Below are 25,244 nucleotides of genomic sequence, written 5' to 3'. Positions count from 1 at the left end.
CGTTCGCAGTCGTTAAAATGAATGTTCTAAATTGACGGCTTAGAATGGACGACTAACATCGACTGCTATTGCGCCGTGCGCGTTGCCATCAAGGTTGAATGAGGCTGTAAGGTCAAGGTCACACGGCGATCGAACACATCCGATTCCCTGTCCTGCTCCGCTTGCAGTGGCGATAAAGCGCCAAAGGCTTGGGTTGTCATGCGTTCAGCGGTGACGCCCTGCTTAATCAGGTAGCCACGGACTTCCAGTAAACGTTGCTCAGAAAGGGCTTGGTTGTAGCTCACATCACCCCGGCGATCGGCATAGCCTTTTAATTCCAAATTAAGCTCAGGCGACAGATTCATCACCTCGGCCACATCATCTAATTGGGGCAAAAAATGCGATTCGACCTCAGAGGAACCAGTGCGAAACTGCACGTTTAGTCCTAGGGCGAGCTCACTGAGTAATTGACGTTGCGCGGATAGCAATTCATCAAGCTCTTGCTGCGCCTTGGCATATTCGCTGGCGCGTTTTTCGGCAGTTTGTTGCTTTACACTCAACTCGGATAATTGCGACTCTTGCAGGTTGATCTGTCTCTGCTGAACGTGCAGCGTGTCTGTGTCGCTAACCGACTTACCAATCAAGGTGCCAGTGAACGCGCCAATAATGGCCCCCACAGGACCACCGACTAACGCGCCCACTAATGCACCACCACCGAGGCCAATTAAGGCTTCTGGCTGTTCGTCCTCATTGGCGTATTCGCCATCCATCGCCATACCGCTGGCATCGACATCATTATCTAAGCTGCGCTCCTGTCCTTGAGCTTGGTTTTGCAGTGAAACCCGCGCCGACACACTGGCGACTGGCGCGCTTAATAAACTCAAAACCAACAGATTAATTAGTGTCTTTTTCATCATCTCATTCCTTTTTGATTATTAGCTGAGCTTGCACTCGAACCTGAACAACAAGTTCAAAACCCCATCAGGTCAAAACCGGTGCAAAACTGAATGCGGCTATTAAACACAAGTGGAATGGCATGAGCAGGGATGGAAAATGGCAATGCAACTATCAATTGTGGCAACAAAATGGCAATTGCATTCGTGGCCTTTTATCTCGGGTAAAATCCTGTATAGTCACGAAAACTTACTCCCCCAAGTCAATAGGAATATGGCTCTATGAAGCGTATCGCCATAGTGGAAGATGAAGCGGCCATTCGCGAGAATTACAAGGACGTGCTGCAACAACACGGTTACAGCGTGCAAACCTATGCCGACAGACCATCGGCCATGTTAGCCTTTAATACTCGTTTACCGGATTTAGCCATTATCGACATAGGTTTAGGCAATGAAATTGACGGCGGCTTTATGCTGTGTCAGTCATTGCGCGCAATGTCGAGCACGCTGCCGATCATCTTTTTGACCGCCCGTGACAGTGACTTTGATACTGTGTGTGGCCTGCGTTTAGGCGCCGATGATTACTTGAGTAAAGAAGTGAGTTTCCCCCATTTAACTGCGCGCTTAGCGGCCTTATTTCGCCGCTCCGAGCTTGCGGCCAGCCAAACGGCGCAGGAAAACCTGCTTGAGCGAGGTCCGCTGACGATTGATGCCAACCGCATGCAAGTCTATTGGAACCAATTACCCATTGAGCTTACCGTCACTGAATTTTGGATGGTGCACGCGTTAGCCAAACACCCGGGCCATGTGCGCAGCCGCCATGAGTTAATGCAAGAGGCGAAGATTTTTGTCGATGACAGCACGATCACTTCCCATGTGAAACGTATTCGCAAGAAGTTCATCGCCACCGCGCCTGAGTTTGATTGTATCGATACGGTTTATGGCATGGGTTATCGCTGGGACAGCTTAGCCTGAACTCTCGCGATACCTTGATGCACGTAACCTTGAGCCAATACACTTTTGATCCCATTGATGCTGATCCCTAACTTATGACACGTTTCCCCTTTGGTCTACGCACTAAAGTCATCGGCCTTAGCCTATTTTTGCTCTGCCTACCTTGGCTGGGGTACCAATATGTGTGGGAGATGGAAAAGTATCTTCGCCACGGTCAAGAACGCACCTTAGAAGGCACCACTCAGGCACTCGCCACCGCGCTGCACGAGCGGCCAAAATTATTCGATGGACAAGCGAGTTTTTTAAAGCAAGTGGAAAAGAGTCGAGATTTGTACGCCTATCAACTCAATGGGGCGATTCTGCTCGACGGTAAACTTAACGAATGGGAAGAATATCAGCACAGATTTATCCAGTACGGTGAGGCGCATCAGATCATGCGCGCCGATCCCAACGCGCCGCTGACCTTAAGCTTTACCCACATGGTCGGCCAGTACGATGGTTATCTGTATGCCTTCTTTCAAGTGACCGACCCAACTGTGGTGCTACGTGGTAAAAATGCCTTAAGTGTTGATAGAAACGATCATCTTTCGATTGCGACCCTCGCCCCCGACAATAAATTCAAACGCTATATCGTCGCCACCACCCAACCGGGCTGGATCAGCGCCTTCGAGTTACCTGCCAATCCTAAGCAAACCGTGCCCGTCAAACCTGAAGTGCGCATCCAAGGACAATGGGCGACCACAGATGTGGGTTACAATGTCGAGCTGCGTATTCCCTTAGACATGGTCGGCAGCAAACTCGGTTTTGCCATTTCCGATGTTAACGACAGCAAGAACCGCGATGTGGCAGCCATTGTCGGTACCTCGGCCTTAGATACGGTCGATAATCTCGGCACTGTGTTGGTGCCATCGCCAGAAATTGAAAACATTATCAAAGGCATGAGCCACTATAGCTCACGCATTTGGGTAGTCGATAAGCACGGCCGCGTACTGGCAAAATCGGGCGATATTCGAGCCAATGACAGCGTGTGGACCCGCACCTTAGAAGATGAAAAGAGCACCACGCTGTGGGAAACCTTCAAGCGCGATTACTTGCATCCGCTGTACTATAAAATCCTCACTAAGCCGCCCAAAGACTTTATCGACTCCTTGCAAGACTCTACTGAGCTTGATGGCAGTCATATCCAAAAAGCCCTTGCGGGTCAGCAAAGCTCGACTTGGCGCTTAACCCCAGACAATAAAGCTGTGGTGCTCGCTGCCGCTAGCCCCATTTGGATTGATAACAATGTCATGGGCGCCGTTGTCGCCGAAGAGACCACCCACGGAATTCGCACTCTGCGTAACCGCGCGCTGGAAAAACTCTTTAACGTGATTTTGACCATTATGAGCATGGGCACTTTGGCGCTGTTCTTCTTCGCTTCGAGCATTTCTAACCGTATTCGTAAATTGCGTGATGAAGCTGAAAATGCCATCGATAGCCAGGGCCGCGTTCGTAATCACCTCAAACCGTCTAAAGCACGGGATGAAATTGGCGATCTGTCCCGCAGTTTCTCCAGCATTGTCGGACGGCTTGGCCAATACACCCATTATCTGGAAAACATGTCGTCGCGCCTGTCCCATGAGCTGCGCACGCCCGTGGCGGTTGTGCGATCATCCCTTGAGCATTTAAACCTGCAAACCTTAGATAAAGACACGCAGAAATATGTCGATCGCGCCCAAGAAGGCGTCAGCCGCTTAAGCATGATTTTAAATAACATGAGCGAAGCAACGCGCTTAGAGCAGAGTTTAACGCAGGCCGATATCACTAAATTCCCACTCTCCCAAGTGGTCAGTGGTTGTATGCAAGGTTATCAAATGACCTATCCAGAACAAGGCTTTAGTGTAAAAGTGCCCGAGCAACCATTGATGATGCAAGGTGTACCGGAATATATCGCCCAATTGATGGACAAACTTATCGCTAACGCCATTGAGTTCTGCGATAAAGGCAGCGCCATCGAAGTCACGCTCACCCAAGTCGGTAAGCAAGCAACTTTGCTCATCAGCAACCTAGGGCCTGAATTGCCTGTTGATATGTCGGAGCAGATTTTCGATTCCATGGTGTCGGTGCGGATAAATCAAGCCCAAGACAAACCTCATCTCGGTTTAGGTCTGTATATCGCACGATTGGTCGCCGAGTTCCACCAAGGACAAATCCTCGCCCGCAATCGCAGCGAGCATAATGGCGTCGATATCCTAGTAACCTTGCCATTAAGCTAAGAATCACGATGCCTTTGAGCTAAAGTCACACTGCCTTTAAATTATGAGTCACGTTGCCTTTGAGGCTCGGCATCATAATCTAAAGACCGAAGGGACAGGCGCCAATAACATGAGTCAAACTCATCATCGCGCCTCCTGTCATTTCTGCGCGCAGATGCTAAGATGACCGCCATAACAATAGATTAGATATCTCCAATGGTTCTTCTCCAACATTGTTCAACCTATTCGTTCAACCTAAATGCCAAGGTAATGATCCAATGACAGATAAACATCATCAAGCCACCCAAATCGTCAGCTTAGGTCGAGACAAAAAATGGACCAAAGGCGTGATCAATCCGCCCGTTTTTCGTGCTTCGACTATCGTCTTCGAAACCATGGATGAAATGCGCCACGCCGCGAAAAATAAAACCAACGGCGAGATGTTTTATGGCCGCCGCGGTACCCCGACCCATTTTTCGTTCCAAGCGGCGATTGCTGAATTAGAAGGCGGCGTCGGTACAGCGCTGTATCCCTCTGGCGCGGCGGCGATCAGTGCGGCGTTATTGTCATTTTTAAAAGCCGGCGATCACCTGTTGATGGTCGATAGCGTGTATGAGCCAACGCGGGATCTGTGCACCCATATTCTCGGCGGTTTTGGTATCGAAACCACTTATTACAATCCGCTGATTGGCGCGGGCATTGGCGACCTTATTCGCCCCAATACTAAAGTGTTGTTTTTAGAGTCTCCAGGCTCCATCACAATGGAAGTGCAAGATGTGCCGACCTTGTGCCGCATCGCCCACGAACATGGGCTGATTACTATGCTGGATAACACTTGGGCATCCCCAATCAATAGCAAGCCCTTTGAAATGGGTGTGGATATTTCGATTCAAGCGGCGACCAAATACATTGTCGGTCACTCAGATGTGATGATAGGCACAGCTACCGCCAACGAAAAATACTGGCCACAATTGCGCGAACACAGCTATTTGATGGGACAAACCACCTCCCCTGATGATGTGTACCTTGCCGCCCGTGGCCTGCGCACCTTAGGCGTGCGTATGGCGCAGCATGAAAAAAATGCCCTGCAAGTTGCCAACTGGTTGAAAACCCGACCAGAAGTCGATCATCTGCGTCACCCGGCGTTTGATACCTGCCCCGGCCACGAGTTCTTTAAACGCGACTTTAGCGCCTCCAACGGCTTGTTTTCCTTTGTATTGAAACAAGGCGATGCCGATGCGGTCACCGCACTGGTTGAGAATATGAGTCACTTTAAGATGGGATTTTCTTGGGGCGGCTACGAGAGTTTGATCCTCGGTATTTTCGGCATTGAAAAAATCCGCTCCGCGACAGAGTGGGATGCGAGCAAACCGTTAATTCGTTTGCATATTGGTTTAGAAGATCCCGCGGATTTAATTGCCGATCTCAGCGCAGGGTTTGACCGCTTTAATGCAGTACTGGCGGCCAAAGCTAAGTAGCGATAAAGATCGTGATAGAAATTCAGCGAGGTCGTTAGAGGGCAATATTTATTGCGTTATGTCATTAGCGGCTAAATGCTCGCAGCCTATAAAAACAAAAAGGGGCGGAATCAACATTCCGCCCCTTTCTCTTATCAACACTGACTGCAAATTTACCTTACTGCATATTTAACTTATTTCAAATATTCATGCTTACAGCAAAGCACTGCAAAACTATAAACTCTTCGGCGATTAATTCGCTTTCGCTCCAGCACTCAACGCAGGGTCAACCCAAGCGGCTGAGCCATAAAGCGGCACTGTCGAAAGGGCATGTTTATGGCTGCCGTTGGTCTCTTTAGTCGAATAGGACAAATACAGCAGAGTCTGGTTCTGCGCATCATAAATTCGGCGCACTTTTAATGACTTGAACAAAATGCTCAGGGATTCGGTGAAAATCACTTCGCCGTGTTTACCCAGGTCGATATTAGCCAAATCGGCCGCGTTAATTGGCCCAGTTTGACGGCAACTTATGCCCATATCTGATGGATCGGCAAAATCTAAATTGGCTTCGATACGACTAATATGGCAAGTCACCCCAGGAATTTTAGGATCGTGCTTAGCATCGATGATCACATCTTTGGTGGTAAAAAGCCCTAAGCTCACCTTACCTACATCGTCACCACAACCCGCGAGCAAAAAGCCCACAGTGGCGGCAAACGCACACTTCAACAGAGTTTTCATTCCTACATCCTTTTACATTAGTGCTTATATGTTAGTGATTTTATGTTAATACTTATATGTTAGTGCTTAGCAAATAGCTTTTGTGCCCAGCGAGTTAGCCCTGCAGTCACAGAACCAAAGTGATCGCCGACCACCACTGGAATATCGGGATAAATACCGGCGATTTTCGCGTAAATCGCCGGGCTTCGTGCCGTGCCACCTGTCACATAAATCACATCGGGTTTGCATTCTGCAGCATTGTCGGCAGATACATTCTCGTGATTCACAGAGTCTTGAGCTAAGCCGTCAGCCGCTAAGGTTTTTGCCGCTTGCGCAAGTGCTTGATGCATCAGGGCTTCTACTTTTGTCAGTGAAGGCTCGATAGCATTCTCAAACAAATTGCGGCTCACACCCGCGTGCAGCGCCGCTTCGATAAAATCGAGATTGATATCTGTATTCTCGGCATCCGACAGGGCAATTTTGGCGCGTTCGGCTTGACGGACCAACTGATAGCTTAGCTGCTGTTGTTGCACTTTTAACAGTCGGTTGAGTAACTGTGGCTGCTCGGCTTCTTTCACCAATTCATCAATCAGTTTACGGCTGCTTAAGGTACTGAATTCTCGCTGGGCGCTAATATCATTTACCGCCACCGCATTCCAAAAGGCCTTACTGGGCATGGGCTTGCCATTGGTCATCAAAGAACCTAAACCAAAGTGCGGCATAAAGGCATTCATTGCAAGGGCGATATCAAGATCGTTACCGCCGATACGCTGACCACTATGGCCGAGGAAATCTTCACTGCGATCCGCTTTTTGTTGATGGACTGGGCCCATTTTTACCACTGAGCAGTCCGTCGTACCGCCGCCCACGTCGACAACCAGCACAGTTTTGTTATCGGTCAAGGTCGCTTCATAATCCATCCCCGCCGCTAACGGCTCAAACAGAAAATCAACGTCGACGAAACCCGCACGTTTTGCCGCCAAGGTCAAAATGGATTCGGCCTGACGGTTACTCTCTTCACCACCTATGCCTTGAAAGTTCACTGGGCGACCAATAATCGCATGGGTGATCGTTGCCGCAGCGCCTTGTTTGGCAAGCTGCTTTTCCACTAATACAGATTCGGCGCGCACTTTAATGTGCTGCATCATCAGGGTAACTATGTCTTCAAATAGCGCCACTTGTTCGGGTCTAAGCCCTGTCGCGCCTAAAAAGGATTTTGGCGAACGGACATAGAATCCCTCCTCCGGCATCTCTAAATACGCGCTTACCGCCTGCTCACCGACAAACACGGCCTGAACATCAGCATCGAGATCTAACTCATGGCGCACCATGCGGGCGCGGCTCAATTGTGCGGCGCGCTTTTTGGCGTAATCGGCTTTTAATTCAATAGGAAGACCACGATAAACCGCCTCGGCGATCAGTTCCCTGTCCATAGCATATAAGGTCGAAGGTAAATAAGCTGATTGCTCTGATAACGCCAATAACTGCACATCATCGCCCTGCATGATCCCTACGGCGCAGTTAGCACTACCATAATCAAATCCAACAAACATACCTTTTACTCCCGCGATAAAAAAGCCGAGCAAGATAACATAGTTTGCGATAATGCCCAAGGAGTTAACACTGCCGGATTGACTCGCAAACTGGCAGCGCGTATAGCGGGCTCATTGCGTAAAGCGCAGTTGTACGGGCAGTGTTTCAGTCCAATCCAAGATGATCATCTTAAGGTCATATTTCTGTCACACTCGTCATCAAGTTGACATATTTCCCTCGTATCTTTATCCCAGATAAATCTCAGACTGATTTTGGCGTGTACGCAGTATTTATCATTGAAATTCCTTCACTTGTCGGCAGTAAATCTGATTGCACAAAGGCGGATGAATGCTATTGTATATTGCGCCATGACGCTTGCTTAAAGGAGCTGTGCAGTGTCCCCGAATACCGATAAACTTTCGATTGATAAAGAACTCTCTTGGTTGTCTTTTAATGAGCGGGTATTGCAAGAAGCCTGCGATCCCAATGTTCCCTTAGTGGAGCGAGTGCGCTTTTTAGGGATATTTTCCAATAACATGGATGAGTTTTTTAGAGTACGTGTGGCTGCGGTCAGGCGCTCGATTCTGCTGTCATCCCTGCAGGAAGGTCGCAGTAACAGTCGCCATTTAATGGCAAAAATCCAATCGAAAGTGATGGCATTGCAAGAAAGGTTCGACGGCATATACACGGATTTAATGCGCGAGCTAGTGCGTCGTAATATTTTGTTAATCAATGAGAAACAATTAAGCGAGTTCCACAGCGACTGGCTGAAAAAGCATTTTCGTGATCAATTTAAACGCCATATCGCCCCGCTTATCGTCAATAACAATCGCGATTTGATCAAACAAATCAACGACGACGCCACCTATTTATGCGTGTGTTTGTTCACTAAGGCTCGCCGCCAATACGCCTTAGTCGAAGTGCCAACCAAAAACGTGCCGCGGTTTATCGAACTCCCCGCTGAAAAGAGTAAAGCGAAAAAGTATCTGATTTTATTAGATAACATTATTCGCCATTGCGTAGATGAGCTGTTTGGCCCCTTCTTCGAGTACGATGCCATCGAAGTGTATTCGATGAAGTTAACCCGCGATGCCGATTTTGATATCACCGACGAGCTAGAGCAAACTCAGCTCGAAAAAATGACTAAGGGATTGAAAAAACGTCTGACCGCCGAGCCGGTGCGCTTAGTGTATGACAAAGAAATGCCCGAACACATGTTGGTGATGCTCAAAGAAAATCTGAACATCAGCTCGACAGAATGTTTGATCCCAGGCGGGCGTTACCACAGCTTTAAAGACTTTATCGCCTTCCCCAATCCGAGTCGCGACTACCTCGAAAACGAAAAACTGCCGGCGCTCAATAGCGCAGGTTTTGGCCGCAGTGCCAACAGTTTCGATGCCATTCGGATGGGCGATATCATGCTCAACTATCCGTACCATAAGTTTTCCCATTTTACCGAAATGGTGCGCCAAGCGGCCTACGATCCGGCGGTGCGCTTTATTCGAATTAATTTATATCGAGTGGCGAAAAAATCCCATGTGATGCAATCGCTTATCGATGCAGTGAAAAATGGCAAACAAGTCACCGCCGTAATTGAACTGCGGGCCAGATTCGATGAGCAATCCAACATCGAATGGACCCGCATCTTAGCCGAAGCGGGCGTCAAAGTTCACCACGGTATCACCAGTTTAAAAGTGCATTCCAAGTTGTGCTTAATTGGCCGTGAGGAACAAGGGGAAATCAAACTCTATTGTCACGTTGGCTCAGGCAACTTTAACGAAGGCACGGCGCGGGTTTACACCGACTTGTCACTGTTCACCGCCAATCAAGAGATTGCCCGTGAAGTGGAGCAAGTGTTTGACTTGATTGAGCATCCGTATCGCCGCGATAACTTCCAGCATTTAATCGTGTCGCCCTACGATGCCAGACAAAAACTGAGTCACTTAATTGATAATGAAATCGTTAATGCCCAAAGTCATATGAAGGCGGCGATTACCTTAAAACTAAATAACTTACTCGATGAATCCTTGGTCCAAAAGCTCTATGAGGCTTCAGCCGCTGGAGTCAAAATCAAGTTACTTATTCGCGGTATGTGCTCGCTTATTCCGCAAATTCCCGGGATCAGCGACAACATCGAAGTCTACAGTATCGTCGACCGGTTCCTCGAACACTCACGAGTGATGCTGTTCCACGCGGGCGGCGAAAACAAACTCTTTATCTGCTCCGCCGACTGGATGAGCCGTAACATAGATAATCGCGTCGAAGTGAGTGTGCCGATTTATGATCTGCGCCTAAAACAAATGATAATGGATATTTTATCCTTACAATTCAATGACAACACTAAAGCGCGGGTCATCAACAAAGAACAAAGTAACCCCTATCGAAACCGGGGTAACAAACGAAAAGTGCGTTCTCAAATTGCCATTTATCAATATCTGATTAATTATGAGAAGCGCCAACTGCAAGAATTTAATGCCTTACGTATGTCCGCCCATGAGGGTGATGCTGAGCGAGAGAGCAACGCTGAGCCTGACATAACGCCCGAGTTACAGGCCAAAGCCAGCTAACGCTGGCTTTATATCGCTTTGATTGCCTAAGGATAATCCGATTGGTAGCCACACATTCGCACACACAGCAACACACATTACTAAAGTCGCAGGCACCACAAACCAATGCGCCCGCAAATGCTAAATCGCGCCACTTTGTTGCCATCGATATGGGATCGAACAGTTTTCATCTGGTCATCGCCCGTGAGCAAGATGGCAGCTTGCAGATTTTACACAAAGAAAAACAACAGGTTCAGCTCGCCACTGGGCTCAATGCGCAGAATATTCTCGACAATGACGCCATAGAACGTGGCCTCAATTGTCTGCGGGATTTTAATCAAAGATTTTCCAATCTCGACCAAGCGCAAGTGCGATTAGTGGCCACCCACACCCTCAGAATCGCCAAAAACCGCGATCAATTTATCGAGGCCGCGCTCGCCATCATGCCCTATCCGGTGGAAGTGATTTCAGGCCATGAAGAAGCGCGTTTGATTTATAACGGCATTGCCCAAAGCCAAGTGCTTGGAAAAAGTAATTTAGTCATCGACATTGGTGGTGGCTCGACCGAAGTCGTGATAGGTAAAAAGAATACCCCAACCCAGTTATCTAGCCTGCGCTGCGGTTGCGTGAGTTTTAACGAGCGTTTCTTTATCGATGGACTCATCACCCCTGCCTCATTTCGTGATGCTCAAAGCGCGGCCGACAAACAGTTCGCCTCGCTCTCCAAGGAATATTTCGCGGGCGGCTGGGAGCTGACGTTAGGCAGCTCAGGCACAGTCAAAGCCATCTGCGAAGCGATTCAAGAAGAACACGGTGATGAAACCATCACGCTGCCACGACTCAAACAGCTCAAAATCAAGTTGATCAAATGTGGCCATATTAGCCAAATTCAATTTGCCAATGTCGATGATAAACGCATTCCCTTAGTGCCCGCCGGACTTGCCATTTTAATCAGCTTTTTTAGACGCTTACCAATACAAAAGCTCGAGTTTAGCCCTGGCGCATTGCGTGAAGGCGTACTCTATGAACTAGCCAAAATTGGTCAGTATCAGGATATTCGCCACCGCACCGTCGACAGTATTGCCCAGCTTTATCATATCGATATGGCCCACGCCGCTAAGGTACGCGACACTGCCATGGCCTTGTTTGAACAGGTCGCCGATGAATGGCAATTAAGGCCCCATGCACGCTTGCTCGCCTATGGCGCAACCTTACATGAGATTGGGCTACACATTAATTCAAAGTCCCTGCACAAACACGGTGGCTATATCATCAGCAACAGTGACTTACCCGGGTTTAGTGAAGCCTTGCAGCTGGATTTAGCGCGGCTTATCACCAACCACAGAAAAAAGCCCAACGAATTAATGCTCGCCGAACTTGAGCCCAACCATAAGCTCACGTTGAATCGCCTGCTCTGCCTGCTGAGACTTGCGGTCTTGCTCAACCTTGGCCGTATCGCCAAGACGCTGACCTTAGATCATATTAAAGTGATCCCCGATGGGCTCATGCTAGTGCTACCGAGCCATAAGCGAAAAATCAGCCTGTTTATGAAGGATTTACAGCGGGAACAGAAGCAAATGCTCACGCTTGGGATGAACCTGCGGTTAGTGTCTAGTTTGACTTAGCTGTTACGGCGTTAACTCTGCCGAACGTGGCTGAGGCGAGTGTGGGTTAGCTCTGTGTGAATGATTTTAGCGAAGGATTCGGTGCTAAAATATTGCCCAGAATCGAGGGCAATTATCTCGCCTAAAAACAAGGTTAAGTTAGCTGTCAATCTGGCTTGGTAACGGGATTTCAACAGCATAGCGGTTGACTTAATCCATGCGCCACAACAGATTAAAGTTTAAAGGATTTTTAACCCTTCACTAAAGCACAAATTCCTGCTCGCGCGTTTGCCGCTGAGTGGGGATTTCTGCTATCATCCACGGCTGACTAATCATAATTCCACGAATTTAAAGATAATCAGAGTCAAACCCTTTTTATCTCGCGATATCAGCCCCATCGCCTGCAGGTACAAGTATGATTAACCACTTTAGTGTGCTCGGTATAAAACCCAGTGCCAAAGAAGACGACATTAAAAAAGCCTATCGACGGCTGTCAAACAAATATCATCCCGACAAGTTGTTAGGCGCCTCGGAAGAGGAAAAGCAGCAAGCCGCCGTACAACTTGAACGCGTTAAAAATGCTTATGATGTGTTGTCAGATCCTAAGCGACGAAATGCGTTTATCAAAGATTTCAATAACGTAATAGTGACCGATCCCGCTAGCGCCATGCGCGAGCTGTGGGATCAATTTTATCCTTGAGCGTTTTCTAGAGTAAGTGCCAAATGGTCAAAAAACTGAATATCTCACGCATTAATGAGCTAAAAAATAATGCCTACGACAATATCGAGTCCTACGACGATCCCGATACACCTAAAGCGCTAGAGCAATTTACTAGCCAAATCAAAAAGGTGTTAGAAGCCGATCCTAAGATGCTTGATACTGTGCCTGAGTACCTGCCTGTCGCGCTTTACGGTCGAATTAAGTTTCCCGCCGAAGCCAAACTCAAGTGGGCACATTGGATAAACACGGCAACTCAACCCGAGTGGGATGAGTTTAAAGTCACGATTGGCTTTAACAATGCCGATTTACCTTTAGTGTTAGCCGTGCGTGGTTACTCGGAAACCTTACTGATTGAAAGCTGCGCGGTACTGTATTTACTTGAAAATCAAGGTAAAGCAACGCCAGCAGCAAAACATCACGACGATGAAGATGATGACAACGATTATGTTGGCACCTCAGATAACGACGACGATGATGAAGGCGAAGAGGAAGATGGCTACTACGATCACTACGATGATGAGGACCGCTAATGAACACTAGTCTCATTGAGATTACCGTCGCCGAAATTAAAGAGTTGGCGGACGTAGAGCCAAAACAAGCGAGCAAACGCTTTGAAATCATTGCAAATACCATGAGCGACGAGCAATTAGTCGAAGTCATCGAACACATGGATATCGTCACGCTGACCCAAATCAACAGTCACCATGATATCTCTTGCCCTTCGATCATGTCTGAACTCATGACTCCAGAACAAATTCGCGACATCGTCTGTCAGCAACCTTTGTACTGGGAAGAAAAAATCAAAAACAATGCCGAAGAACTTATTCAGCATACCTTTGATTTTTTGACCTATTTAATTCGCATCCAAGATAGCGAAGAAAAGCAAACTGCGATTCTAGAATGTATCGCCGAAGATCCAGCGGGCCTCTTCTATCTGTCGATCCCTTTCATCGAAATGATGTTAGGCGAAAAACATGAAGATGAAGACGGCTACACAGATCTCTATGATGATGAAGAAGACACTGAAACCATAGGCTACGACAGCCGCGTCGCCAGTGAAGATGCACACAGCCTGAGCATAGACGACCCACGCAGCCTAATGGCCTTAATCCATGAGCTTGCGCCCGATGTTGAAAAAGCCATTAAGAGTCTGCTGCGTAACGAAAGCTCAGGTTGGGAAATGATCATCAGCAAGTTTGTCAACGAGCTGGTTATTCAAGCCAAAGAGAAAAACCAAGTGACGGATGAATACGCTGAAGTCGATGATATGTTTAGCTTTTTGGATTAAGGAATTATTTGATGCAACTGGTACTGCGTGATGTAGATCAAGGACCCTACCTGAGCAAGGTATTGATCCAAGGCCAAGCAGACGAAACGCTGAGCGGTGAACAGCTGTCACAAATCAAATCCAAAGCCATTTTGATGAGCCTCAAACTGGCCGATAAGTTTTACAACAAGTACAAAATGCACCTGCTTGAACAAGCAGCGCACGATGTCATTGGTGTGGTGAGTCTTGGTTTGATGGAGTTATCAAACCAAAATCCGCAGCAGGCGATACGCCTGTTGATCACCGCCGATGGCGTAGTTAAATGCTTTCAAAAAGGCTGGAGCATGCTCAGCACTGTCAGCAAGCATAAACTCGTCAACGGTAAGTCACTGTACGGCGATGTCGACAAGTTCTTGCTTGAACAAGTGTCTAGCCCGCCAGATGCAGAAGAATGGTTAGGCTATGAAGCCTATCAAGATGCCCTGCTTGAGCACCAACGCCAACAGTCAATTGCGGCCCTATTGGCACAGTTTTACGCGCAATCGAGCTATGATCCGCTAGATTTTCTCAATCTAGAGAGTGTATTAGCCGAAGCGGTACTGTATCGATTGTTGTTTGATGGCGCCAAAGTCAGACAGGATTTGAAAAAGCGTATCGGCAAAATCACCTTAAAAGAGGAATGGTTTACCCGTGAGCATATCGAATTGGAAACCCAGAAAGCGTTAGCAGAATTACCCACAGAACTCGCTGAAACCATCAGTAAAGATCTCGGTAAAAACTTTGTCCCCGCCCTACTGCGTACCCTGCACTTTGCGAAAAGCTACCGCGAACTCTTACTCAGCGACGCTTCACCCGAACGCTTAGAAAGATTCGAACACAAGGAAGGTCTCGTCGGCCTCCTCGGCTGGCCACTCTACATAGTACTTTGATCGGTACTTTAATCAGTAGTGTGTTCAGTAGGTTAACGAGTGCTTGAGTCACTTAGAAATGAGTGCTTTATTGAAAAATAAAGCACTTTTTTATTGTCTGTTATCCCCATGCCCAAATTCAACCTTCAGCATCTCATTCTCAGTTTTGAGTGGTTTTAGCGTAAAGCTTGATAACGCTTTGGGAACAGATAGGTGTTGGAAAGTAGTGTTTAGGGAGCAGTAATTTCAGTTGTTAGCAGTTTAGCGTTTACGGGTATCCACTAGCACAGGCTTGCCATGGCATTCGCTCGTCGACATGGTGAATAGAAACCTAGGGGTTCTGAGCTTATGAACGAGAGCCATGGACGGCGAACTGGCAGTTAAACAAGGATGTTGTTCAAGTCCTTCCTTTGGATGCTCGACCGCCCCGCGGACGGTCGTCTCGCCAATCATCATGGCTCACCTTTCGTGCATTCGCGTAATCTGTAGATTTAAAAGCGTTACGCAGCACGCTTTTGGACAATTCCGAGTTAGACTTTTAGCTCGAATTAGTGAATTTCGAATTAAAATTTCTATGGGCTAACGCCAGCCGTAACCGGAGCATAGGTAGTGAGCGCAGCGAACGAAAAATGCATCCGAGTTGACGGCATTGTTAGCTGATTCTTTGCTTCGATAATATCACATGCTATTCGACCCTCGAATACGTTTTCCCTTCAAGAACACGCTCCACTTGAGCAATATTTTTTGCGCCTATACGCGCAAAAATTTCTTCGGGTGAATATTTCTCGGCAAGCTGGTGTATTGCCCTTACTTGCTCGACCGACAATCTGCCATCTCGGCCACAAATTTGAGCAACAGCCCAATCATTATCTCGCCATTTTTCCGCAACCCAAGGCGCAGGGAGGCCTTTCCTCGGATGTTCCTTGAGCCATTCACTAATGATTCTGTCACGTTCATCTGGCACCGGGACATCAGATTGTTGAAGTAACCTATTTTCTCTAAGATAACGCAAACCAGATTTGCCGCCTGGAATCATATTAAGGCGACGTTGATCTTCCCAATGACCTTCGACTAAAAATTCTTCGGTTGCGTACAATTTTTCAAGATCATCAGTTATACCCATAACCTTGTGATTAACATAGGTGATTCGTCCTTTTTCCATTTCTTCTCGATATGTCCTATGGAACAGCAAAGGACTCCCTCCATTGATTGCTCTTTTATGCTCTGACCACCGCTTCTGCCAACTACGCGTTGTGACTCCCACATAAAAGAACCCGTCATTTGGATACGAGCCACCAGTCCCAAAAATATGTTGGTAAAGCACATATGCACTTTTGGGAAAATGTTTCGATGACAACAAGAAATGTGCAGGGATAGAAAAGAGCAAGCTCGGCTGAGTTATTTGACTTTCGTCTAGTTTTATTCGGCCTTGCCTAGCTGCTTGAATAAACAATGGATCAGTCACAAGATCGATAGAAATAATCGGCTGAAGCACAAGCTCATCTTCTTCGAGGAGCTTTCCAGATTGGAACTCAGTAGCTGCTCCGACTGTACGATGACCAGCCTCTACTTTTTTGAAAGGTGCTACAAATCCAGGGGCTTTTCCAAGGAAAGTTAACTGGACAACAGGAATCACCTGTCCCGGCTTTACCCTAAAGATGCCATTTGGATTCTTCGCAACTTTGATCCATTCCTCACCGTGGGGTGATGTACGTATAAAATTATTGAGCAGCGCTTCTACTTCGCGACGACGAGGAATCATTGGTTTAGGAGCTAAATGCTCCCACCACAATTTGTTGATTGTTACATCACTTCGCATTTATAGAAACCCCTGCTTGTAGCAGCTAACGCCTTGCTAAGCGGATAAAAATGGTTGGCTATAATCGCGAAGCAATGGCCAACTTTTTTATTCCTTTTAAGCAACTTGTTATGTGCATTTTTCAATTTCAGCTAGATGCTCTGGCTGAATGACTACTTCATATTCAACAGATTGATCTGAATATAATACCTTATCTTTAGGGTATTTTGTCTTCAGAACAACTCTTTTATTTTTATCAAACCAAGGCTGAGATGCATAATGTTGAAATGCAAAGTCGTATGCCCTTTCTTTTGATGTTGACCATGCTTGTCCATAATTTGTGTTTTCGTATTCTGAAATGCTACAGCCACGATAAAGAATTATTGGGTCATCTAGAGTTTCAATATCATTAGGCTCAAGTATTTCATTTAATACGACTTTAGGATACCAAACTTCATTTTCTTGTCGTGTGTAAAGTTGATGAAGTCCATTATATGCAAATGAACAAAAAGCATGCCTCAAAGAATCAATTGTTTGATATATTTTATCTTCATGGGAAAAGTCACCCATCAAACTAAGAGCATAATTATTAATTTCTTTTTCCGCTTCGTTATCTGCGCCCATTAAAAGTAACGGTTCTGGTCTATTAGTTTCAAATTTAATAAGCACTTGGGCGCAATTTTCAATCATTTTAATTAGCAGTTCTTTATATTCTTCTAAATCAGGCTCATTAATTTTATTTGTTATTGATGCAAGCTCAATTTTCATTGAGTTTGCAATAAAATCTACTACAAATTTACGAAACAAATCGACTCTCCATGAGTGGCACATAACGCCGCGCTCTGCGGCAAATTTGTAGCGCAGCGGAAAATTTGTCCGACAGCAGCGCTTTGTGTACGCCCAGCATGGGCATGAACTAATGAGGTGAAAGTCCTCTGTAGGAAGGTCACCGTTCAATAACATGCTGTTATTAAACGTTAACTACTAGCGAATGGCAAGGGCTTATCCGCGAGGATTGGTCTGAAGGAAGCCGCTAGCAAATTTGCGAGCTGATGAACAAGAACATCATATGAGGCGTAGGCTAGAGGTGAGTTGGCACAAGACGACGAAACCACGTGATCTAATGGCCACCGTAAATGATGCAGCAGTGCAAAGAAAGTTCATGTTCTTATCTGGGGAGATCTGCTTAACACGCGATCGGTCAATAACCAGTAAGGCTCTGGTCTATTAAGTGCCTTGGCTTTTCAATCTCATCGACTGAAAAGAGCGAACCAGATGAAAACCGATAGCGCATGACGGGGTAACTCGGTATGTGATTAAGCAGAAGTCAGCAGACGGCATAGTAGCCCAACGCCCATCGTAATGGTTGGGATATGGTGAAGGCCTGAACATTTAGAAGAAGGAGGAGTCTTGTCAAACTTGTCGATACCCACTACGTCGCCAGACGATTACTATCGGCAGCGTATTGATATGCAACCGGCCTTCAACAGCGATTTATTCCAACAACTACTCGAACCTGAAAATCTACACCGAGCTTGGCGTCAAGTTAAAGCCAATAAAGGCGCGGCTGGCATCGATGGCATGACTATCGAAGCCTTCCCGCTTTGGATGCAACAAGGCGGTTGGCAACGGTGTAAATCTCTACTGGAACGAGGTGAATATAACCCTTCAGCAGTCAGACGCGTAGAGATCGACAAACCCGATGGCGATAAACGCAAACTGGGTATCCCTAACGTCATTGATCGTGTGATACAGCAAGCTATTGCTCAAATTCTCACGCCGTTGTTTGACCCTTTCTTCTCGGCTAATAGCTTCGGCTTTAGACCGAATAGGAATGCCAAACAAGCGGTCTTGCAAGTCAGAGATATCATCAAACAGAAGCGCAAATTTGCCGTCGATGTTGATCTGTCCAAGTTCTTTGATCGAGTAAATCACGACCTGTTGATGACTCAATTGAGGATCAAGGTACAGGATAAGCGTCTGCTGGCGCTTATTGGTAAATACCTGCGAGCTGGTGTGATGGTCAACGACCAATTTGAAGCAAGCTTCGAAGGCGTGCCTCAAGGCGGCCCACTCTCGCCATTACTCTCTAACATTATGTTGGACAGTCTTGATAAAGAGCTGGAAAGCCGAGGGCACAAATTCGCCCGCTACGCGGACGACTTTATCATTTTGGTAAAGTCTATTCGAGCGGGAGAGCGGGTACTCAAGAGTATTACTCGCTACCTTGCCACTAAGCTAAAACTGGTTGTTAATGAACAGAAAAGCCAAGTGGTAGAGGTAGGTCAAAGCAAGTTCCTCGGTTTTACCTTTAACCGCGGGAAGATCCAGTGGCATGCTAAAACATTACACATTTTTAAACAAAAGATGAAACGCCTGACGAACCGAAATTGGGGCGTTAGCATGGGATATCAATTGTTTAAAGTACGGCAATACATGCAAGGCTGGATCAACTACTTTGGCATAGCCAACGCTTATCAAGGGTGTGTCGATTTAGACCATTGGATCCGTCGTCGAGTGCGTATGTGCTACTGGCGTCAGTGGCGAAAACCGCGGACTAAGGTACAAAACTTACTTAAACGTGGCGTCAGGATCCAAGCTGCCGTTGCTTGTGGGATCACAAGTAAAGGCCCATGGCGGAGCTCGAAAACACCAGGAATACAGCAAGCGCTGAGTAATGAGTATCTTAAGAAAGCAGGATTGTATTCACTGAGAGATGGATGGATCGCGGTTCACTATCCGAACCAGAAAACAGGTTAGGCGTTCTAAATGAACCGCCCTGTGCGGAGCCGCATGCAGGGTGGTGTGGGGGCTGGAGGCTAGATACCTCCGGCTACCCGATTAGGCATTTTGGGTTCTAGAACAACTTTTTCCAAAGAATCTCAAGCCTCGTACCACTTACACCTTTGCCAACATTATCTATGTAGTGGCACACTAATATTGGCCACCTAAATAGAGGTGATATTATTACCTCGTAGATGACTTTAGGTGAACACATGAGATCGACAACCAGAAAAACATTTAGTGCTGAATTCAAACTTGAAGCAGCCCAATTAGTCCTCGATAAAAACCATAGTATCATCGAAGCTGCAAAGGCGATGAACGTAGGTAAGTCCACTATGGATAAATGGGTGAGACAGTTAAAACTAGAACGCCAGGGTGGCACACCAAAAGCATCTCCGATTACCCCTGAACAAATTGAAATCCGTGAGCTGAAGAAGCAAATAGCTCGTCTTGAGGAGCACAATCTTATCCTAAAAAAGGCTACCGCTCTCTTGATGTCAGACTCGATGAACAATTTACGCTAATCAGCGCACTCAAGCAGAGCCACTCTATTCTCACAATTTGTAATGCATTCAAAGTGCATCGAAGTAGCTATAAGTATTGGCTAAAAAGAAAAGAACATATTGATGCAGACTTTACTATTTTATGCAGTGAAGTGAAGGCCGCACATCGCATTAGTCATGGCTCTGCCGGTGCGCGAACGATAGCGCAATTAGTGACTAACAAAGGGATTGGTCTCAGTCGTTATCGAGCCCGTAATCTAATGAAAAAGCTTGGGTTATTAAGCTGTCAGCAGCCTAAGCATTCTTATCGGAAAGCGACACAAGAGCATGTTGCAATCCCCAATACGCTTAATCGACAGTTTGCAGTAACTCAACCAGATCAAGTGTGGTGTGGCGACGTGACGTATGTTTGGGTCGGTAATCGCTGGGCCTATCTAGCCGTTGTTTTAGACTTATTTTCCCGCAAACCTGTTGGATGGGCTTTGTCATTATCACCAGATAGTGAGCTGACCTGTAAAGCTTTGAAAATGGCATTTGAGTTAAGGGGTAAGCCTGAGAATGTGATATATCACAGCGATCAAGGTTCACATTACACGAGCTTGAAATTCAGACAATTAATATGGCGTCTTCAGATTGAGCAAAGTATGAGTCGTCGCGGGAATTGTTGGGATAACGCACCAATGGAGCGTTTCTTTAGAAGTTTGAAATCTGAGTGGATACCCGCCAGTGGTTATGGGAATTTTACAGAAGCAGATAAAGAGATCACAAATTACATCACTGGATATTACAGTGAGACCAGACCCCATCAATATAATGGTGGGTTAACGCCAAATGAGTCAGAACGTTTATATTGGAATGACTCTAAAACCGTGGCCAATTTTACTTGACCACTACACTAGCCCGCGAACCATTACATACAAACCGCCCAATATTTGGATTCCTTCAGTAACTCCCAAACCGGAATAGCTAAATGTCGGAAAGAAGACATAATAGGACATGATTAAACCGACGCAGAATTCGAAGGCACCATACGAAAGACGGAAATTTTCTCTATACCAGAATAACGCCAAACCTAGAATAGGCAATCCGACCATCGTTCCCCAAACAGTGATTGTGGATACCAACAGGTCTATATTCGAGTAAACAATGTTTCCGGCTGCGGAAGCGAGCACACCAAGAACAAAGCTTATAAAGATGTAACGTCTCTGAGATGAAACAACTTTCTCTGCTTTATCCTCGATGTCTTTATTTAGAGAATCCCCTTTACTCTCACCAATAAATTCAGAGCCAGTAATAGATTTAATATTGCGGCTAGATAGAAAATAGGCCAAAGCTTTATCGTTTGTTACTACGCACGGAGTATCGATCCCTTGCTCCTCGGCATAGGCGATCGCTATTCGAGCAATGTCAAAATCAGCTCCACTTAGACGCTGGGCATTTCTATCAGATTGGATAAGATCGTTTTTTAGATTTTCAGGCGCATCAGCAATTTTTACACCTGTAGGAATAGAAGACGCGACTAGCTCCGCGATATCAGCCCATTTGCTCCCTTTCCCCCTATGGGAGAGCTCTTCCATTACTGCTCTTGGAATAACAAGTTTCCGATTCCCAGCTCTAGACAATATTTGTGGGTGCTGAAACAAAACACTTGTATCGATAATGTATCTACTTGGCATAAACTTTCCTAATGCCTAACGTCTTAGTATTTATGCGCTGCGCTGTTTGCAGGGCATAAATCGCTTGTTGGACTTGGCCGCTGCCACATCCATGTCAATTTGTATAAATGATGCTATAGGAATTTGCTTTTTTGCGGTAGCGGTTTTTTATACAGCTTGATGGGTAATCACTTGATATCGTTTTAGCTTTCTCATTTTTCGCGCTTATTTTTTGCTGATGAATCGCTATCTAACGACTCAAAACTCCAAGAAATACACCTCCCCTCGGAGTTGCCGCAGGGCGAATAGACAAATTGCGTGAGTCTCGCCATGGATGGCGAGCTAGCTTTCGCAGGTGCAAGGACGCATCCTTCGGAAGCAATAGCAAATTTGTCAATGAGCACAAGGGGCTTTCAACTCCGTTGGGGGCGTCTTGGAGCATCCAAGGAGGATAGGACGAGCAGTCCTCCTTGGTCGGGTGTGGGGTGAAGCCCCACGACTTTGATTTTGATTAAAGCATTCAAACTACGAAACACACTTTGGGGCATTAGCTTTTTAGCTAAACAAACAGCAAAAGGGTTAGTTAAAATTGGCATTGTTCCACCAGTGATCTTCTAAAACATGGATATTTTATTAGAGCCCTCAGGGATACTTCTTGTTAAATAAAGAGGTGAAGAGTCACTGGGTATACAATGAAAATTGATGCGTCACAACAACTGACGACAACTTTATCTTGCTTTTGGGCAAAAAGAAAAGCCCGCGGCTGCGGGCTTTGAGTCACTTAAAATCAACGGAATACAAGGACTGACTTAACGATACGTCAGCGTCGTAGTATCCGTTAACTTATCGTTATCTTTAACGGTCAGTTCAACTGTGTGTTGTCCACGGCGGGCAAGGCGTAATACCACTTGACCGTTAGCGCGGGTGCCATTGTCGAACGTCCATTTATGTTGCTTGATTACGCCATCGGTATCGTAGCTAGTCGAGATAAACATATCGACGAACAATAAATTGATACGCTGAATTTGCGCAACAGGCGGTTGTTTTACCTCACCAACCACCACAGACACAGTTTGTGACGTGCTATGGGTTAAGCCGTCGTTATCCGTCACAGTTAGCGTGACCAGATACTCGCCGCTTTGGCTGTAACTGTGAGTCACTACCTCACCCACTGCGACTGTATTATCACCAAAGCTCCACTCGGCAGACACGATTTGTCCATCGCTGTCGGTTGAAGTGGATGTCAGTTGCACTGCAGCACCATTCACCACTTGGGTGAAACTGGCCACTGGCGCGACTTTTTCCGCTTCAAGTAAAAGTGAAATCACCACAGGATCGTGATCCGATGAGCGATACGCATCAGTTGCGAATAAGTCTTGGATTTGAGTAGGCGTCTTAAACTCTTCGTTGTAATCCAATACGCGCGGCTCGTCGGTATTGATATGCCATTCAGTCACATCCACCACTTTATCCAGCAGGGCGGTGTTTGCTAAAGCATGGTCCAACTGACCCGATTCTGCCGAGAACACATAGGAATAAGGGTTCGGCTTTTCAAGTTTGGCAAACAGCTCACTAAAGCCCGCGTTACCTAACGCCGTTAATGGATCTTCCTTCGCATAGGCGTTCAAATCACCAATCAGCAGTATGCCTTGATCTGGATATTGCTCGCTGATCCATTGACCTGCGGCAGTCGCCGCACGGGTACGAGTGATATTACAGTTGCCTTGACCATCATTGAGATCAGGATCGCCCGCACATTCACTGCCCTTAGATTTAAGGTGATTAACCGCAACAACCACGCCCTCTTCACTGCCGTTCACGCTAAAGGCTTGGGTCAGCATTGGACGGTTTTTACTGTCGTCAAACAGGGGCTTTTGATCGCTATCTAATGGCGAATTGGCACTGGATAGAATGCGTGCAGCGCCCTGCGGCGTGACTTTATCACTACGATAAATCAAGCCAACTGTGATGGCATCGGTGCCAATCGCATTCATGCCTGTTGGCGCGATATAAGCGTAACGCACTTCACCCACAGCGGCATTCAAACCTGCGACTAAATCAGCAATGGCTGAGTTAGCGCCAAAGCCATCGTTCTCGATTTCCATCAAACCAAATACGTCGGCACTAATGCCCACCATGGCGCTGACAATCTTCGCCTTTTGACGCTCAAATTCGCTCAACGTATTGGCACCACGCGCAGTTGGGAAACCTGCACCTTGACCATCACCATTGAAGTAGTTAAGTACGTTAAAGCTAGCGACTTTTAGATTACCGCCCTCAACCAATGTGGGTGCGATTGGACGTGGGTTTTCCGCCACAAAGTTCACCGTCTCGATTGGCATAATGCGATACAAATTAAAGCCATAGTGCATTACACCCGTAAGCGATGTGGCTTTATCGCCTACACGCACAGTGTTTGATGCGCTCAAACCAGGAGCGGGGAATTGCACAGGATCTGGATTCTGCGCCGTTAAACCGTCATCCAATAAAATACTGTCACGTTGGTTGGCTGCGCTCACTGCCAGCGCATCCGCGCCCGGTGCTGCCACCTGCGTACCAATAAAGTGACGCTGACTGCCTAATGAAATCTCGCCGTAACGACCGAGGTTGTAGACTTCGTTCACCACTAAATCTTGGCTGAAACGAACACGCATGCCCTCAAATGGCTCAAAATCATCACTGCTGTTAACCGGTAAGGTCACCACAGCCGCCGTTGGTAATGCTTGTGCAGTGGCACACAACTTATGATCTGATACAGTCGTTAGTTCAGTTAAGCCTTGATATTCAGTGACTTTGGCTTTTAAACGAATACGATCGCCCGCCACATAAGCTGTGGGCGCAGTGCCGGTATACACAAACACCCCTTCCGAGGTTTGTGGATCGCTATCGGCTTCGTTATCGGGCATTTGTACAAAAATGCCCTTAAGACCGGCTTCTTGATTACTGACGACAACCGCTTCAACCACTAAGGTTTGACCATTAAGAGGACTGGCAGCGCCCGCGCCCTGAAGCGCATGAATTGCTGTGGCTTCTTCGCCGCACACTAAAGAACTCGGTGGAGGGTCGACGGGATCGGTTGGCGTGCCCGCGCTGAATTTACCGAGATCAGAAATATCATCCTTCGCAAAACCTAACCAAGTGCTAAAGCTGACAGCATCGTCACTGATGGGATCGGCAATCAGCTGATCAGGATTACGACGCAGGGTATTATCTTGAGTGGATAAATCACCACTGCCCCACTCGGCACCGGGATCGACACCAACTTGACCTAAACTATCAATCACTTGATTTTGATAAGTCAGTTCAATCGCATCGTCGCCGTTAAAGAAGCTGGCGCTACTCTGTTGATTGGTCACCGCAAGAATATCGGCAGACGCGTCGTTATCGGCAACCACATAAGTCGCACCCGCGGCTAATGAGCCAGTGAGCGCAATGGTCGTACCGACGTTGGTGCTGCCATTGAAATAGAAACGCAATTGGTATTGGCTTAAATCAATAACGCCCGCAGTTGGGTTATACAGTTCGATAGCTTTATTGTTGCTGCTGCCTTCGACGTATTCTGAAATGATCAAATTATCCGCGCCATGGGCAAGCCCACAAACGCTGCTGATGGCTAACGCCAGCACAGTTTTAGTGTTAAACATTGAGACCCCTAAATGTATTGTTTTAATATTTTGTATTGAATTGC

Annotated in this window: 18 protein-coding genes; 11 read left to right on the top strand and 7 right to left on the bottom strand. The window is 46.8% G+C overall.

Going from position 1 to position 25,244, the window contains the following annotated elements:
* Positions 1-65 precede the first annotated feature (65 nt).
* On the bottom strand, positions 66-896 hold the full coding sequence (gene pdsO / locus AC5YB3_RS20975; RefSeq protein ID WP_494526094.1) for a sortase-associated OmpA-like protein PdsO: 831 nt from the start codon (positions 894-896) through the stop codon (positions 66-68).
* A gap of 258 nt (positions 897-1,154) precedes the next feature.
* On the opposite strand from pdsO, the gene pdsR reads away from it, so the two are divergent.
* The 3 genes from pdsR (at position 1,155) to AC5YB3_RS20960 (ending at position 5,538) form a co-directional block, all read left to right on the top strand.
* Entirely contained in the window at positions 1,155-1,847 is a 693-nt protein-coding gene (pdsR, locus tag AC5YB3_RS20970; protein ID WP_006081337.1) for a proteobacterial dedicated sortase system response regulator, read from the top strand.
* 74 nt (positions 1,848-1,921) lie between these two features.
* Positions 1,922-4,081 carry a proteobacterial dedicated sortase system histidine kinase gene (gene pdsS / locus AC5YB3_RS20965; protein ID WP_259581742.1) on the top strand — a complete coding sequence of 720 codons (2,160 nt, stop codon included), beginning with the start codon at positions 1,922-1,924 and terminating at the stop codon, positions 4,079-4,081.
* Between the two features lie 257 nt (positions 4,082-4,338).
* A complete protein-coding gene (locus AC5YB3_RS20960) occupies positions 4,339-5,538 on the top strand; it encodes a cystathionine beta-lyase (RefSeq protein WP_494526093.1) in 1,200 nt (399 codons plus the stop codon).
* A 231-nt stretch (positions 5,539-5,769) separates the two neighbouring features.
* On the opposite strand, the gene AC5YB3_RS20955 is transcribed toward AC5YB3_RS20960, so the two are convergent.
* Both AC5YB3_RS20955 and yegD read right to left on the bottom strand, forming a co-directional pair.
* Positions 5,770-6,258, bottom strand: coding sequence for a CreA family protein (locus AC5YB3_RS20955; RefSeq protein ID WP_012587838.1), 489 nt, complete (start codon positions 6,256-6,258; stop codon positions 5,770-5,772).
* Positions 6,259-6,317: 59 nt separating this feature from the next.
* Entirely contained in the window at positions 6,318-7,790 is a 1,473-nt protein-coding gene (yegD, locus tag AC5YB3_RS20950) for a molecular chaperone (RefSeq protein WP_494526092.1), read from the bottom strand.
* A 375-nt stretch (positions 7,791-8,165) separates the two neighbouring features.
* Here yegD and ppk1 point away from each other — a divergent pair, with 375 nt between their 5' ends.
* The 6 genes from ppk1 (at position 8,166) to atcC (ending at position 14,837) form a co-directional block, all read left to right on the top strand.
* Complete coding sequence (gene ppk1 / locus AC5YB3_RS20945; RefSeq protein ID WP_006081332.1) at positions 8,166-10,337, top strand: polyphosphate kinase 1; 2,172 nt, start codon at positions 8,166-8,168, stop codon at positions 10,335-10,337.
* 41 nt (positions 10,338-10,378) lie between these two features.
* Positions 10,379-11,941: an exopolyphosphatase gene (gene ppx / locus AC5YB3_RS20940; protein ID WP_012196942.1), complete on the top strand. Its 1,563-nt coding sequence runs from the start codon at positions 10,379-10,381 to the stop codon at positions 11,939-11,941.
* Between the two features lie 394 nt (positions 11,942-12,335).
* Positions 12,336-12,620, top strand: a complete 285-nt coding sequence (atcJ, locus tag AC5YB3_RS20935; protein WP_006081330.1) for a cold adaptation protein ActJcold adaptation protein ActJ — start codon at positions 12,336-12,338, stop codon at positions 12,618-12,620.
* 23 nt (positions 12,621-12,643) lie between these two features.
* On the top strand, positions 12,644-13,171 hold the full coding sequence (gene atcA, locus AC5YB3_RS20930; RefSeq protein ID WP_006081329.1) for a cold adaptation protein AtcA: 528 nt from the start codon (positions 12,644-12,646) through the stop codon (positions 13,169-13,171).
* A complete protein-coding gene (gene atcB, locus AC5YB3_RS20925) occupies positions 13,171-13,929 on the top strand; it encodes a cold adaptation protein AtcB (protein ID WP_006086363.1) in 759 nt (252 codons plus the stop codon). Before atcA ends, atcB begins: the two co-directional genes overlap by 1 nt.
* 11 nt (positions 13,930-13,940) lie before the next feature.
* Positions 13,941-14,837: a cold adaptation protein AtcC gene (gene atcC, locus AC5YB3_RS20920; protein WP_012088936.1), complete on the top strand. Its 897-nt coding sequence runs from the start codon at positions 13,941-13,943 to the stop codon at positions 14,835-14,837.
* 664 nt (positions 14,838-15,501) lie between these two features.
* Here the strand turns inward: atcC and AC5YB3_RS20915 are convergent.
* Together AC5YB3_RS20915 and AC5YB3_RS20910 are read right to left on the bottom strand one after the other, a co-directional pair.
* Positions 15,502-16,635 (bottom strand): GIY-YIG nuclease family protein, encoded by a 1,134-nt coding sequence (locus AC5YB3_RS20915; RefSeq protein WP_105252260.1) that lies wholly within the window; start codon positions 16,633-16,635, stop codon positions 15,502-15,504.
* 108 nt (positions 16,636-16,743) lie between these two features.
* On the bottom strand, positions 16,744-17,421 hold the full coding sequence (locus AC5YB3_RS20910) for a hypothetical protein (protein WP_494526091.1): 678 nt from the start codon (positions 17,419-17,421) through the stop codon (positions 16,744-16,746).
* Between the two features lie 603 nt (positions 17,422-18,024).
* On the opposite strand from AC5YB3_RS20910, the gene ltrA reads away from it, so the two are divergent.
* Positions 18,025-19,374, top strand: a complete 1,350-nt coding sequence (ltrA, locus tag AC5YB3_RS20905) for a group II intron reverse transcriptase/maturase (RefSeq protein ID WP_494526090.1) — start codon at positions 18,025-18,027, stop codon at positions 19,372-19,374.
* Between the two features lie 236 nt (positions 19,375-19,610).
* Positions 19,611-20,788 (top strand): IS3-like element ISSba5 family transposase gene (locus AC5YB3_RS20900; protein ID WP_086010626.1). Its coding sequence is split into 2 segments (ribosomal slippage): positions 19,611-19,869 and positions 19,869-20,788, totalling 1,179 coding nucleotides; the frame shifts between segments, so codons are not numbered across the junction.
* 3 nt (positions 20,789-20,791) lie between these two features.
* Here the strand turns inward: AC5YB3_RS20900 and AC5YB3_RS20895 are convergent.
* Both AC5YB3_RS20895 and AC5YB3_RS20890 read right to left on the bottom strand, forming a co-directional pair.
* Positions 20,792-21,577: a PIN domain-containing protein gene (locus AC5YB3_RS20895; RefSeq protein ID WP_494526089.1), complete on the bottom strand. Its 786-nt coding sequence runs from the start codon at positions 21,575-21,577 to the stop codon at positions 20,792-20,794.
* A 788-nt stretch (positions 21,578-22,365) separates the two neighbouring features.
* Positions 22,366-25,200 (bottom strand): ExeM/NucH family extracellular endonuclease, encoded by a 2,835-nt coding sequence (locus tag AC5YB3_RS20890; protein ID WP_494526088.1) that lies wholly within the window; start codon positions 25,198-25,200, stop codon positions 22,366-22,368.
* Between the last annotated feature and the right edge of the window lie 44 nt (positions 25,201-25,244).

Source organism: Shewanella sp. 1311, from assembly GCF_059338235.1.
This window is presented reverse-complemented; position numbering and strand designations above follow the sequence as displayed.

Excerpts from the sequence above, each read along its gene's own strand:
- pdsO (WP_494526094.1), bottom strand. The coding sequence starts at position 896 with ATGATGAAAAAGACACTAATTAATCTGTTGGTTTTGAGTTTATTAAGC.
- pdsR (WP_006081337.1), top strand. The coding sequence starts at position 1,155 with ATGAAGCGTATCGCCATAGTGGAAGATGAAGCGGCCATTCGCGAGAAT.
- pdsS (WP_259581742.1), top strand. The coding sequence starts at position 1,922 with ATGACACGTTTCCCCTTTGGTCTACGCACTAAAGTCATCGGCCTTAGC.
- AC5YB3_RS20960 (WP_494526093.1), top strand. The coding sequence starts at position 4,339 with ATGACAGATAAACATCATCAAGCCACCCAAATCGTCAGCTTAGGTCGA.
- AC5YB3_RS20955 (WP_012587838.1), bottom strand. The coding sequence starts at position 6,258 with ATGAAAACTCTGTTGAAGTGTGCGTTTGCCGCCACTGTGGGCTTTTTG.
- yegD (WP_494526092.1), bottom strand. The coding sequence starts at position 7,790 with ATGTTTGTTGGATTTGATTATGGTAGTGCTAACTGCGCCGTAGGGATC.
- atcJ (WP_006081330.1), top strand. The coding sequence starts at position 12,336 with ATGATTAACCACTTTAGTGTGCTCGGTATAAAACCCAGTGCCAAAGAA.
- atcA (WP_006081329.1), top strand. The coding sequence starts at position 12,644 with ATGGTCAAAAAACTGAATATCTCACGCATTAATGAGCTAAAAAATAAT.
- atcB (WP_006086363.1), top strand. The coding sequence starts at position 13,171 with ATGAACACTAGTCTCATTGAGATTACCGTCGCCGAAATTAAAGAGTTG.
- atcC (WP_012088936.1), top strand. The coding sequence starts at position 13,941 with ATGCAACTGGTACTGCGTGATGTAGATCAAGGACCCTACCTGAGCAAG.
- AC5YB3_RS20915 (WP_105252260.1), bottom strand. The coding sequence starts at position 16,635 with ATGCGAAGTGATGTAACAATCAACAAATTGTGGTGGGAGCATTTAGCT.
- AC5YB3_RS20895 (WP_494526089.1), bottom strand. The coding sequence starts at position 21,577 with ATGCCAAGTAGATACATTATCGATACAAGTGTTTTGTTTCAGCACCCA.
- AC5YB3_RS20890 (WP_494526088.1), bottom strand. The coding sequence starts at position 25,200 with ATGTTTAACACTAAAACTGTGCTGGCGTTAGCCATCAGCAGCGTTTGT.